Origin of the sequence: Paramagnetospirillum magnetotacticum MS-1 (assembly GCF_000829825.1) — a bacterium.
Classification (GTDB): domain Bacteria; phylum Pseudomonadota; class Alphaproteobacteria; order Rhodospirillales; family Magnetospirillaceae; genus Phaeospirillum; species Phaeospirillum magnetotacticum.
On record NZ_JXSL01000030.1, the window covers coordinates 339,757 to 352,713 of the forward strand.

Sequence of the window (12,957 nt, forward strand, 5' to 3'; positions counted from 1 at the left end):
GAACCCGCCACGCCCGTCGCTTTTCCTTTGCGTCCTGGCGCCACATCCCTATGCTCGCGCCGCCTGCGTCCCCCCCAAGAGAGCCGGGAATGAACTACCGCCACGCCTTCCATGCCGGAAACTTCGCCGATGTGATGAAGCACGCCGTCCTGGCCCTGGTCATCGCCAGCCTGAAGCGCAAGGACACACCGTTCTTCGCTCTCGACACCCATGCGGGGATCGGCGCCTATGATCTGGAAGCCCCCCAGGCCGACAAGACTGGCGAATACCTGAACGGCATCGCCCGCGTTCTTGACGCCGACCAGCCGCCAGCCGATCTGGAACCCTATCTGGCCGTGGTGCGCGGGTGGAATTCGGGCGGATCGCTCCGTCGCTATCCCGGCTCGCCGGAACTGGTCCGCGGCCTGATGCGCCCCCAGGACCGCATGGCCCTGGTGGAACTGCATCCCGAGGATGTGGAGACATTGCGCGCCCGCTTTCACGGCGACCGCCGGGTGGGGGTCCACCATCTGGACGGCTATACCGCCGCCAAGGGATTGCTGCCTCCCCTCGAGCGCCGGGGGCTGGTGCTGATGGACCCGCCCTTCGAGGTCAAGAACGAGTTCGACCGCCTGCTGGCAGCATTGCGCCGCACACGCAAGCTGTGGCCCACCGGCATCATTCTCGCCTGGTATCCCATCAAGGGACGCGAGCCGGTGGATGGCTTTCTTCAGGCCGTCGCCGATGATGGAGGGCCGGAATCCCTGGCCGCCGAATTGCTGCTGCGGCCGGCACAGGACCCGTTCAAGCTGAACGGCAGCGGCCTGCTGATCATCAATCCGCCCTGGCAATTGCGGGAAAGCCTCGAACGGCTGCTGCCCTGGCTGGCCTCCATCATGGCGCCCGCGACCGGATTCTCGACCGTCCGGCAGGTGATCGCCGAGAAGACCCTCGGGTAACCCCCCGATATTGCAGTGCAGAACTGCAACACTTCGAAAGAATCAAATCCGCGGTCGCTTCGGGGGCTTCCCCCCGGGCTGCCGCGCACTTATATCTTACCGAAGCGATACACCTTCTCCCGTTTCGGCCATGACATCCGCGAGATCCGCCCTGTTTGCCATTCTGGCGCTGCCCTTGTGGGCGGTGGGATCGGCGGATTCGGCGGAATTGTCCCCGACCGCGCGGCTGGTTCCCGGCGGCGGCGGCGCGCGTGCCGAGACGCCGGTCTTCGGTCTGGGCGAGACTCAATTGCCCCTGGCCTCATCGGGCAAGCTGTCGGTGGGAACCCTGTCGGGTCCGTCCGCGGGCCTGTCCGGTCATCCGCTGGCCTTCGGCCTGCCGGGAAGTCCGCTGGCGGTGGGCGGCTATGTGGCCTATGGCGGCGCGTCATCCCAGTTGTCCTCGTCGCTACGCAGCGACGGCCTTTCCAGAGGCGCCAATCTGGCGGCCTCATGGGGCGGCGGAGTGCTGGGCAACGACAGCCGGGCGGCCCTCGCCCTGGGGGTGAGCCGCATCAGCCCCAATACCCAGCAGCCCTCCCTGACCCTGGCCGATCCCTATCGCGCCGGAACCGGCACCGAAATCAACATGTCGCTCAGCCTGATCCATCAGGTCAGCCCGTCCTTCAGCGTCGGCGGCATGGCCGGAGCCAACCGCAGCAACGGCACCGAATCCTCTGGAACCGGCCTGTCGCTCGGCGCGGGTCTGGGCTACCGATTCTAATCGCGCCCGGTCACGCCGCATTCGGCGATGGTTTTGCCCAATTCCTTGCAGATGAGCTTGGCCCCGGCATCGTCCTTGGCTCCGGCGAACAGGCGCACGAACTTGCCCTTCCCCTTGAGATCGACGGATTTCATGACCGGCTCGGATGCCTTGAGAGTGCCCGAACGCTCGGCCAGGATGCCCCAACCCTTTTTGGCCCAGGCTTCCGTCTTGTAAGACGCCAGATAGACCAGCTTGCGTGGGGCCTCGGGCGGCGGAGGCGGAGCCGCCACCGGAGCGGGAACGGGCGCAACCGCCATGGGCGGAGCGGCCGGTTCCGCCATCATGGGCGCCGGATTGGCGGCCAGCTTCTCGCCTCGCTCCAGCCGCAAGATCCAAGCGCCATAGCGGGTCACCAGTGCGCCGTCGTTCATGGCCGCATAGGTGGCGAGGGGCTTGCCGTCGCACTCCACCCTCAGCACCGCCACCTTGTCGGCCACGCCCGGCCAATCGGGGGCAGCGGCTCCGATCACGATCGACAGCGGAGCCTGATCTTGCAGATAGACCGGCGAGGCACAGACCCGGCCCGCGGCGTCACCGGCCCGGCCGGCCTCCATGGACACCGCCTGACCGCGCGGGGCGGAAGCGCTATCGGACACCACCCCCGAGGGGAAGGCGTCGGTAACGATCCAGGTGCCGTTATACCAGGTCCCCACCGCGGGCTGGACCGTGGAGGCACAGCCCCCCAGCACAGCGAGAGCGCCGAGCGACAGGACGGAGAGTGAAAGCCGATGGGTCATCACTCACCTCACATCACGTCGAGCAGCAGCTTGCGGCGATTGAGCGGCTGAACCGGGCGGGCGTTGTTGGGAAACAGCTTGGCGAAAGCGGCCAACTGCTCGGCCGAGGCGGTAACGGCCTGACGATACACCACCCACTGCACCACCTCGGAACAGGGCGGCGTGGTCAGCGATCCGGCATAGCGGAAGGTGACCGGGTCCTTGGGCAGCAGCATGGAGGCGTCAAGCATGGACGTGCCCGTGGCGGTTTCGCCCCCCTTGGCGGGCATCACCTGCCAGATGGCTTCCAGCGCCGGATTGGCGGCACCCTTGGCGATCATAACGCCCAGAACGGCCAGCCCGCCATCGGCCGCCTTGTGGACGAAGTGGCATTCCATGTCGAAGAAAGCGCCATCCACCGTATGTTCGCTGGGATGGTGGAAGTGGAATTGCAGCAGGTCATAGGACTTGCCGTCCAGCATCAAGCTGCCACCGCCCGCGCAATCGACCTGAATGGTGTGGCCGTTGTTCTGGACCCGAAGGGGAATGGGCCGCCAAGCGGTCAAGGGATCGCCGATGATGGCGGCGATGGGCTTGGAAAGATCGACGGGCGACTGTTCGCGCCCCATGGAACAGGCGGCGTATTCCGGCGACAGCATGCCCCATTCCTTGGGCCCGCCATGTCCCTCATAGGCCCAGTGGGCACCCTCGGACGCCACCGCTTCGGCAATAGACCCGCCGCAGGCGCCGCACAGGCAGGCGGCACCACTGGCCCCCTTGAGGAATGAACGACGATCCATCACAGCCCCTCCCATCAAACACACTCGGATGGAAAGGCTATCGCCGAATCGGCCCGCCGTCCATCACTCGTCAAGCTCGCGGCGTCCGGTGAACAGGTCCAGCGCCTCCGGGTTGGCCAGGGCCTCCTTGTTCTTGACGGCGCGGCCATGGACCACGTCGCGCACCGCCAGTTCGACGATCTTTCCCGATTTGGTGCGTGGGATATCGGCCACCTGCACAATCTTTGCCGGAACATGGCGCGGCGTGGTGTTGTCCTTGATGCGCTTCTTGATGCGCGCCTCCAGCTCGGGAGTAAGCTTCACCCCGTCGCGCAGCCGCACGAACAGCACGACGCGCACATCGGCCTGCCAGTCCTGGCCGATCACCAGACTTTCCAGCACATCGTCGATCTGTTCCACCTGGCGGTAGATCTCGGCGGTGCCGATGCGCACGCCGCCGGGATTGAGCGTGGCGTCGGACCGGCCGAAGACGATGATGCCGCCGGTCTGGGCGTTAAGCTCGACCCAGTCGCCATGGGTCCAGATTCCGGGGAACTTCTCGAAATAGGCGGCCTTGTACTTGTCCCCGTCATGGTCGTTCCAGAACCCCACCGGCATGGAGGGGAAGGCCTTGGTACAGACCAATTCACCCTTGGCGCCGTCCAGCGAGGCCCCGTTCTCGTCGAAGACCTCCACCTTCATGCCAAGGCCGCGCGCCTGGATCTCGCCGCGATAGACCGGCGCCAGCGGATTGCCCAGCATGAAACACGAGATGATGTCGGTACCGCCCGAGATGGAGGCCAACTGCACATCGGCCTTCACCTTGGCGTAGATATAGTCGAAGCCCTCGGGCGCCAGGACCGAGCCGGTGGAACAGATGGTGCGCACCGTGGCCAGGGAGTGGGTCTTGATGGGCTCCAGCCCGGCCTTGGCGATGGCGTCGATCCACTTGGCCGAGGTGCCGAACAGGGTCATGCCCTCGGCATCGGCGAAGTCGAACAAGATATTGCCGCCCAGATGGCTGGGATTGCCGTCGTAAAGCAGCAAGGTGGCCTCGGCTCCCAGCCCCGCCACCAGCCAGTTCCACATCATCCAGCCGCAAGTGGTGAAGTAGAAGACCCGGTCGTCACGGCGCACGTCGCAATGCAGACGGTGTTCCTTCAATTGCTGAATCAGCGCGCCGCCCGCCGAGTGGACGATGCATTTGGGCGCGCCCGTAGTCCCCGAGGAATACATGATGTAAAGGGGATGATCGAAAGGCAGACGGAGGAACTCCACCGCCTTGGGGGCGAACGGCGCCAGGAAGTCGCCCAGATGCACCGCCTTGGCCACGGCGGAAATATCGGCCGCCTCGCGGGTATAGGGCACCACCACCACCGCCTCCAGCGAGGCGATGCCCGGCACGATGGCCGCCAGCTTTTCCAGACAGTCGTGGGACTTGCCCGAATAGAAATAACCTTCCGCCGCCACCAGAACCTTGGGGCCAATCTGGCCGAAGCGGTCCAGCACGCCCTGGACGCCGAAATCGGGGGAGGCCGAGGACCAGATGGCGCCCAGTGACGCCGCCGCCAGCATGAAGGCCACGGATTCCGGCATATTGGGCATATAGCCCGCCACCCGGTCGCCTTGGCCCACTCCAACGGATTTCAGCGCCTGCTGGATGCGCGAGACCAGGGCGTGAAGATCGGCGAAGGACAGCCGCCGCTTCACCTTGTCCTCGCCCCAGAAGACCATGGCGTCGCCCGCATCGCTGCGCCGCATCAGGTTCTCGGCGAAATTCAGACCCGCCTCGGGGAACCACTTGGCGCCCGGCATGCGGGCGGCATCGTCAACCACGACAGCGCCCGGACCATCGCCGATGATCCCCGCCTCGTCCCACATCAGCGACCAGAACTGATCGGGCCGGTCCACCGACCAACGCCACAACGCCGCGTAATCGCGTGCCCCGACCTGAAAGCGGGAATCAGCCTGGCCCATGAACCGGGCCAGCGCCGAGCCCTCGGCACGCTCCTTCGACGGCTGCCACAGCATTACGGACATGGTTCCTCCACCTTACGATCAGCCGTTCGTTTCTACCGCGAAGACCCGCCCGCGCCAAGCGCGATCCAGTGGGCTACCCCAGAGCCCTGGCGTCCAAGACACATTTTGCTTCAATGAATCCCTGGAGGCGCAGACGAAGTCGTAGCATACTCGCCCCGCAGGCAATTGAGGAATTCAGGTTTCACATGGACATCTCCATTTCCCACCAGGACGACACCCTGACCGTGCGCCTCGACGGGACCATGGACTACACCGTCACCGCCCAGATGAACGGACTGATCACCGACCTCAATTCCATCAAGGCGTCGCGGGTGATCTTCGATCTGGTCAAGGTGGGGCGAGTGGATTCCGTCGGATTGGGCATGCTTCATCTGGCCAAGGACGAGATTATCGGCAAGGGCCGTCGTCTGACCTTGCGTGGCGCGGCGGGAAATGTCCGGCGTCTGTTCGAGCTGACCGACGGCGATTCCAGCTTCGATTTCGAATAGCCCACATCCATGATCCTGCGTCTGCTTCTGCTCGTCGGAGGGGGGTTCGCCCTTTGGTGGGGCTGGCACTGGTGGCGCAAGGCCTCTCCCGACAAAGCCCGCAAAGCGCTGATTGCCGCCGTCCTGGCCGCGCTGGTGCTGGGCGGCATTCTTCTGGTTGTGACCGGAAAGCTGGCCGGACTGGCCGCCATCGCCGCCGGTCTGTCGCCCTGGATCGGCCGGGCATTGCGTCTGCACCAGATGTGGCAGTCGGTAAAACGCATGACCGGCCGCGACGCCCCTTCGGGGCAAACACCACCCCCGCCGCCGCAGCCTCCCGCCGACACGGCCATGAGCCGCGCCCAGGCCTACGAGGTTCTGGGCATCCCTCCCGGAGCCAGCCCCGAAGAGATCCAGGAGGCCCATCGCCGCCTGATGCGCAGCGCCCACCCGGATGCGGGCGGCTCCACCTGGATCGCGGCGCGGCTCAATCAGGCCCGCGACGTTCTGCTGGGTTGAAAAAAGCGCTCTAACCGTTGCTTCCGTCACGCGGGCATGGCAAAACTGCCGCGGCCATGACGAGGCGCGAATAACGCGCCGGGTGGTCGAGACAAAGCATTCAGGAGTGTTCGATGACTCGTCGAGTCCGCAAGGCCGTGTTCCCCGTGGGTGGCATGGGCACCCGTTTCCTGCCCGCCACCAAGGCGATGCCCAAGGAAATGCTGCCCGTGGTGGACAAGCCGCTGATCCAGTACGCGGTCGAGGAAGCGGCGGCGGCTGGCTGCGAGCATTTCATCTTCGTTACCGGCCGCGGCAAGAACGCGCTGGAAGACCATTTCGACCATAACCCCGAGTTGGAGCGCATCCTCAAGGATCGCGGCAAGTTCGATCTGGTGGAGGCGGTGACCTCCTGGATGCCCAAGTCGGGCCAGATCTCCTATACGCGCCAGTCCGAGCCCCTGGGCCTGGGCCACGCTGTGTGGTGCGCCCGCGATCTGGTGGCCGATGAGCCCTTCGCCGTATTGCTGCCCGATGATCTGATCCTGTCCAAGACCGCCTGCCTGAAGCAAATGGCCGCCGTGCACACCGAAGTGGGTGGCCATGTGGTCGCCGTCTCCGACGTGCCCCGCGAACACACCAAGCGCTACGGCATTCTGGACGTGGAACACGACAACGGCCGCCTGGCCCGCGCCAAGGGTCTGGTGGAAAAGCCCGACCCGGAAGTGGCGCCCTCGACGCTGTCCATCATCGGCCGCTATATCCTGCATCCGGCGGTGTTCGATGTGCTGGACAAGAAGGAGAAAGGCGCTGGTGGCGAAATCCAGCTGACCGACGCCATCAGCCAGACCATCGGCATGGTTCCCTTCCACGGGTTGCGTTTCGAAGGCGCCCGGTTCGATTGCGGCGACAAGGTGGGCTGGCTGGAAGCCAATCTGGCCTTCGCCCTGGCCCGCGACGACATGGCCGAGGCCGCCCGCGACCTGATCACCCGTTTTCACGGCTAAGGACGAAAGCGTCATGCGCATTGCAATGATCGGCACCGGCTATGTGGGCCTGGTGTCGGGAACCTGCTTCTCGGAATTCGGCATCGACGTGGTTTGCGTCGACAAGGACGCTGGCAAAATCGAAAAGCTGCACCAGAACATCATGCCCATCTACGAGCCGGGCCTGGACGATATGGTTGCCGCCAATGTGGAGGCCGGGCGCCTGTCTTTCACCACCGACCTGAAAGCGGCGGTCAAGGACGCCGACGCGGTGTTCATCGCGGTGGGAACGCCATCGCGCCGCGGCGACGGCCATGCCGACCTCTCCTATGTCTACGCCGCGGCCGAGGAAATCGCCGACGCCATGACCGGCTATACCGTGGTGGTGACCAAGTCCACTGTGCCGGTGGGCACCGGTGACGAGGTGGAGCGCATCATCCGCGCGCGCCGCCCCGACGCCCAGTTCGACGTGGTCTCCAACCCGGAATTCCTGCGCGAAGGCTCGGCCATCAATGACTTCATGCGGCCCGACCGCGTGGTCATCGGCACCGAGTCTGAAAAGGCCCGCAAGGTGATGAAGCAGCTCTATCGGGTCCTCTACCTGATCGAGACGCCCATCGCCTTCACCTCGCGCCGCACCTCCGAGCTGATCAAATACGCTGGCAACACCTTCCTGGCCACCAAGATCACCTTCATCAACGAGATCGCCGATCTGTGCGAGAAGGTGGGCGCCAACGTCCACGACGTGGCCAAGGGCATCGGCCTCGATGGCCGCATCGGCAAGAAGTTCCTGCATCCCGGCCCCGGCTATGGCGGGTCGTGCTTCCCCAAGGACACCCTGGCCCTGGTCAAGACCGCGCGGGATTATGACGCGCCCTTGCGCATCGTCGAGACCGTGGTCGCCGTCAACGAGGCCCGCAAAAAGCAGATGGCCGAACGCGTCGTCGCCGCCTGTGGCGGTTCGGTAAAGGGCAAGACGGTTTCGGTGCTGGGCCTGACCTTCAAGCCCAATACCGACGACATGCGCGATTCGCCCTCCATCGACATCGTCGCCGCCCTGATGGAGGCCGGAGCCGTGGTCAAGGCCTTCGACCCCGAGGGCATGGAAGAGGCCAAGAAGCTGCTTCCCGCCGGTGTCGAATACTGCAAGGACGCCTATGCCACCATGCCGGGCGCCCATTGCACGGTGATCATCACCGAGTGGAACGAGTTCCGCGCGCTGGACTTCAAGAAGGTCAAGTCCCTGCTGGCCCAGCCCAGCATCGTCGACCTGCGCAACGTCTACGAACCATCGGAAATGACCGAGATGGGCTTTGCCTATACCAGCATCGGGCGGCCGTAGCGTTTCTCACCGTTTGGGAAAAGGCCGGGCTCTGTCCCGGCCTTTCTCATTTGAGGACATTGACACCCGCCCCGCCATCGGCCATCAACGGCGAAGCAGTTTTGTCGGGAGGGAGCCCAGCGCCATGGCCGCAGCAAAGACGATCGTCACCACCCCCTTTTCCGGCCAAAAGCCCGGCACGTCGGGGCTGCGCAAGAAGGTCAAGGTCTTCGCCCAACCCCACTATCTGGAAAACTTCGTCCAGGCGGTGTTCGATTCCATCGGGGAGGTGACCGGCAAGACCCTGGTGGTGGGCGGCGACGGGCGCTATCACAACCGCACCGCCATCCAGACCATCCTGAAGATGGCCGCCGCCAACGGCTTTGGCAAAGTGATGGTGGGCCAGGGCGGCATCCTGTCCACCCCGGCGGCATCCTGCGTCATCCGCAAATACCAGACCTTCGGCGGCATCATCTTGTCGGCCAGCCATAATCCCGGCGGCCCGGATGAGGATTTCGGCATCAAGTACAACATCCCGGCTGGCGGCCCGGCGCCCGAGTCCATCACCGAAGCCATCTATGCCCGTACCGAGGTGATCACGTCCTACAAGATCACCGAGGCGGCGGATGTGGATCTGGACAGCCTGGGCAGCCGCACTCTGGACGGCATGGAGGTCCAGGTCTTCGACCCCGTGGCCGATTACGCCGAACTGATGGAAAGCCTGTTCGATTTCGGCGCCATCCGCGCCGCCTTCGCCGGTGGCTTGCGCATGAAGTTCGACGCCATGCACGCGGTAACCGGCCCCTATGCCACCGAGATCCTGGAGCGCCGTCTGGGCGCGCCCAAAGGCACCGTGATGAACGGTGTGCCCTTGGAAGACTTCGGCCACGGCCATCCCGACCCCAATCTGGTCCACGCCCATGATCTGGTGGAGGCCTTGACCGGAGCGGGCGCCCCCGATTTCGGCGCGGCATCCGACGGTGACGGCGACCGCAACATGATCCTGGGCCGCGACTTCTATGTGACGCCGTCCGATTCGCTCGCCGTGCTGGCCGCCAATGCCACGCTGTGTCCCGGCTATGCCAAGGGATTGAAGGGCATCGCGCGCTCCATGCCCACCAGCGCCGCCCCCGACCGGGTGGCCGCCAAACTGGGTATCCCGTCTTTCGAGACCCCCACCGGCTGGAAATTCTTCGGCACCCTTCTCGATGCGGGCCTTGCCACCTTCTGCGGCGAGGAAAGCTTCGGCACCGGCTCGGACCATGTGCGGGAAAAGGACGGGCTGTGGGCGGTGCTGGCCTGGCTGAACGTGCTGGCCGTCAGAAAGCAAAGCGTCGCCGACATCGTCACCGCGCATTGGAGGGAATATGGCCGCAACGTCTATTCCCGCCACGATTACGAGGGCATCGATTCGGCCGCCGCCGAGGGGCTGATGGAGCATCTGCGCTCGCTCTCGCTGAAGGGGCAAAAGCTGGGCGCCTATACCGTCGCCTTCAACGACGACTTTTCCTATACCGATCCGGTGGACGGCTCGGTGTCCAAGAAGCAAGGCATCCGCGTCGTGTTCGAAGATGGCTCGCGCGTGGTCTTCCGCCTGTCGGGCACGGGCACCGAGGGCGCCACGCTCCGCGTCTATATCGAGCGCTTTGAACCCGATGCCTCCAAGCACCACCTTGATCCCCAGATAGCCCTGGCCGACCTGATCAAGATCGCCCGCGATCTGGCCGAGATCGAGGCCAGGACAGGGCGGACGGAACCGACGGTGATTACCTGACATGACCTCCCACACTTTCCACCCCACCATCCTGCGCGAATACGACATCCGCGGCATCGTGGGCGAGACTCTGTTCGCCGCCGATGCCGAAGCCATTGGCAAAGCTTTCGGCACCCGTGTGCGCAGGAATGGCGGCCATGTGGTGGCGCTGGGCTGGGACGGACGTCTGTCCAGCCCAGAGATGGCCGAGGCGCTGACCAAGGGATTGATGGCGGCGGGCTGCACGGTGCGGCGCATCGGGCGTGGCCCCACCCCCATGCTGTACTTCGCCGCCAAGGTGAGGGAGGCCGATGGCGGCATCATGGTGACGGGCAGCCACAATCCGCCCAACCATAACGGCTTCAAGATGGTTCTGGCGGGCAAGCCTTTCTTCGGCCCCGACATCTTGTCCCTGGGCGCCATCGCCAGCGCCGGAGACTTTGCGGCGGGCGAAGGCAAGGCCATCGAGGATTCGGTGTTCGAGGAATATGTTTCCCGCCTGGCCCAGGACTATGATGGCCTGCGTGATTTACGCGTGGTCTGGGATTGCGGCAACGGCGCCACCGGCGAAGTGCTGCACGCCCTGGTCAAGCGCCTGCCCGGCACCCATACCGTGCTGTTCGGCGAGATCGACGGCCACTTCCCCAATCACCATCCCGACCCCACCGAGCCCCATAATCTGGTGGCGCTGCAAGACAAGGTGCTGACCGAATCCGCCCATTTGGGGCTAGCCTTCGACGGCGACGGCGACCGCATCGGCGTGGTGGACGCGGAAGGCCGCATCCTCTATGGCGATCAGATCCTGGTGATCCTGGCCGAGGATGTGCTGAAGGCCCTGCCGGGCGCCACCATCATCGCCGATGTCAAGGCGTCCAAGGTGTTCTTCGACGAGGTGCGGCGCATGGGCGGCAATGCCGTCATGGGCCGCACCGGCCATTCCCTGATCAAGACCCAAATGGCCGAGACCGGCGCGCCCCTGGCGGGCGAGATGAGCGGCCATATCTTTTTCGCCGACCGCTATTACGGCTTCGACGATGCCCTTTACGCCGCCATTCGCCTGCTGGGCATCGTGGCGCGTTGGGACCACATGACCATCGGCCAGCGCCGCGACAAACTTCCCCACATGGTCAACACCCCGGAACTGCGCTTCGACTGCCCGGAGGAGCGCAAATTCGCCGTGGTCGCCGAGGTCAAGGCAAGGTTGGAGGCCGAGGGCGCCACCTTCTCGGCCATCGACGGCGTGCGGGTGGACACCAAGGACGGCTGGTGGCTGTTGCGCGCCTCAAACACCCAGGCCGTTCTGGTGGCCCGCTGCGAGGCGTCCAGCCCCGAGGGCCTCAAGTCGCTGCGCCAGACCCTGGCCGACCAGCTTTCCGCCAGCGGGGTGAGTCTCGGTCATTACTGATGGTGGCTTGAATTTCTTCGAATCCGGCTCCAGACTGTTCTCATTCGAAGGTAGGGGGTCTGTGACCGGTCACCCCACTGCAATAGTCAATATCCAAACGACGAAGGGGGACCAGCTATGTCCGTCGAATCCATTCTGAAGACCAAGGGCAGCGTCGTCTTCACCATCCGCCCCGAGCATTCGGTGGCCGACGCCGCCGCGCTGCTGACCAACAAGAAGGTCGGTGTGGCCGTGGTCTGCGACGCCAAGGGCAAGCTGCAGGGCGTGCTGTCCGAGCGCGACATCGTCAAGGGCCTGGCCCAGTACGGCAAGGCCGCCCTGGAAATGCCGGTGCGCAACGTCATGTCCAGCCCGGTGGTCACCTGCACCCCCGGCGACAGTGTCAAGACCATCATGGGCGTGATGACCGAACGCCGCATCCGTCACCTGCCGGTGCTGGAAAAGGACGAACTGATCGGTATCGTCTCTATCGGCGACGCGGTCAATTTCCGCCTGACCGAAGCCCAGATGGAAATGAACGTACTGCGCGACGTCGCCGCCACGCGGTAAGAAATTCCCTGAACACCCCCGGAAACTCAGGTTTCCGGGGGTGTTTGCTTTTTTGCATCCCCCCCATGCACGACAGTTATGTTGCAGTGCAAAATTTATGTTGCGCTGCGGCATGGGTCTGTTAGATTGGCGTCATGTTGCAGCGCACAACGCGCCTCACCTCTGATAAGGATCACGCACATGACTTTCAAGATCGACGGTTTCGAGAAGTTCGTCTCCCTGGGCAAGGACAATGCCGACGCTTTCGCCAAGTCGGGCGCCGCCACCGTCAAGGCCTTCGAAGAGATCGCCAAGGCTCAGCAGGCCCTGATCGCCGAGAACGTCAAGAAGGCTGACGCCGCCGTCAAGGCGCTGTTCTCCGTGAAGAGCCCGGCCGAGTTCGCCGACCTGCAGGGCAAGCTGGCCCGCGAGTCCATCGAGAGCGCCATCGCCGACGGCCGCAAGCTGGCCGAGCTGTCGACCTCTGCTCTCACCGCCGCCGTCGAGCCGATCCAGGCCCGTTTCGCCGCGCTGACCAAGGTTGCCGCTTAATCCGATCCCTTAAGGGTCCGTCAAGGTTCCTCCCACCTTTCGACGGACCTGGATCGGATAAGACCCCGCCGCCGCCCTTTTGAATGTCCGGGGCTCTCCCCCCCATCCCGCTGCTTCCGGACATTGGCGACGACGGATACAAGCCCCGGCCTCCCTCCCAAGGCCGGGG

At 64.7% G+C, this 12,957-nt stretch carries 13 protein-coding genes; 10 read left to right on the forward strand and 3 right to left on the reverse strand.

Going from position 1 to position 12,957, the window contains the following annotated elements:
• Window positions 1–89: 89 nt before the first annotated feature.
• The gene (locus CCC_RS14135; RefSeq protein ID WP_009871016.1) at window positions 90–938 is read left to right on the forward strand and encodes a 23S rRNA (adenine(2030)-N(6))-methyltransferase RlmJ; all 849 of its coding nucleotides are present in this window, start codon (window positions 90–92) and stop codon (window positions 936–938) included.
• Between the two features lie 130 nt (window positions 939–1,068).
• Complete coding sequence (locus CCC_RS14140; RefSeq protein WP_009871015.1) at window positions 1,069–1,701, forward strand: hypothetical protein; 633 nt, start codon at window positions 1,069–1,071, stop codon at window positions 1,699–1,701.
• Here CCC_RS14140 and CCC_RS14145 read toward each other — a convergent pair.
• From CCC_RS14145 to CCC_RS14155, 3 genes are all read right to left on the reverse strand, one after another.
• Window positions 1,698–2,480, reverse strand: a complete 783-nt coding sequence (locus tag CCC_RS14145; protein ID WP_041041920.1) for a hypothetical protein — start codon at window positions 2,478–2,480, stop codon at window positions 1,698–1,700. The genes CCC_RS14140 and CCC_RS14145 overlap by 4 nt on opposite strands.
• Before the next feature lie 8 nt (window positions 2,481–2,488).
• Complete coding sequence (locus CCC_RS14150) at window positions 2,489–3,259, reverse strand: carbonic anhydrase (RefSeq protein ID WP_041041922.1); 771 nt, start codon at window positions 3,257–3,259, stop codon at window positions 2,489–2,491.
• A 63-nt stretch (window positions 3,260–3,322) separates the two neighbouring features.
• Window positions 3,323–5,278, reverse strand: coding sequence for an acetoacetate--CoA ligase (locus tag CCC_RS14155; protein ID WP_041041924.1), 1,956 nt, complete (start codon window positions 5,276–5,278; stop codon window positions 3,323–3,325).
• 185 nt (window positions 5,279–5,463) lie between these two features.
• Between CCC_RS14155 and CCC_RS14160 the strand changes: the two genes are divergently transcribed.
• The 8 genes from CCC_RS14160 to CCC_RS14195 all read left to right on the forward strand — a co-directional run bounded on the left by CCC_RS14160 (window position 5,464) and on the right by CCC_RS14195 (window position 12,788).
• The gene (locus tag CCC_RS14160) at window positions 5,464–5,766 is read left to right on the forward strand and encodes an STAS domain-containing protein (RefSeq protein WP_009871011.1); all 303 of its coding nucleotides are present in this window, start codon (window positions 5,464–5,466) and stop codon (window positions 5,764–5,766) included.
• A 9-nt stretch (window positions 5,767–5,775) separates the two neighbouring features.
• Window positions 5,776–6,264: a DnaJ domain-containing protein gene (locus CCC_RS14165; RefSeq protein ID WP_009871010.1), complete on the forward strand. Its 489-nt coding sequence runs from the start codon at window positions 5,776–5,778 to the stop codon at window positions 6,262–6,264.
• A gap of 113 nt (window positions 6,265–6,377) precedes the next feature.
• Complete coding sequence (gene galU / locus CCC_RS14170; RefSeq protein WP_041041926.1) at window positions 6,378–7,250, forward strand: UTP--glucose-1-phosphate uridylyltransferase GalU; 873 nt, start codon at window positions 6,378–6,380, stop codon at window positions 7,248–7,250.
• Window positions 7,251–7,263: 13 nt separating this feature from the next.
• On the forward strand, window positions 7,264–8,571 hold the full coding sequence (locus CCC_RS14175; RefSeq protein WP_041041928.1) for a UDP-glucose dehydrogenase family protein: 1,308 nt from the start codon (window positions 7,264–7,266) through the stop codon (window positions 8,569–8,571).
• A gap of 124 nt (window positions 8,572–8,695) precedes the next feature.
• Window positions 8,696–10,324, forward strand: coding sequence for an alpha-D-glucose phosphate-specific phosphoglucomutase (locus CCC_RS14180; RefSeq protein WP_009871006.1), 1,629 nt, complete (start codon window positions 8,696–8,698; stop codon window positions 10,322–10,324).
• A 1-nt stretch (window position 10,325) separates the two neighbouring features.
• Entirely contained in the window at window positions 10,326–11,708 is a 1,383-nt protein-coding gene (gene pgmG, locus CCC_RS14185; protein ID WP_009871005.1) for a phosphoglucomutase/phosphomannomutase PgmG, read from the forward strand.
• Between the two features lie 117 nt (window positions 11,709–11,825).
• Entirely contained in the window at window positions 11,826–12,257 is a 432-nt protein-coding gene (locus tag CCC_RS14190; protein ID WP_009871004.1) for a CBS domain-containing protein, read from the forward strand.
• Window positions 12,258–12,437: 180 nt separating this feature from the next.
• Window positions 12,438–12,788 carry a phasin family protein gene (locus tag CCC_RS14195; protein WP_009871003.1) on the forward strand — a complete coding sequence of 117 codons (351 nt, stop codon included), beginning with the start codon at window positions 12,438–12,440 and terminating at the stop codon, window positions 12,786–12,788.
• Window positions 12,789–12,957 lie beyond the last annotated feature (169 nt).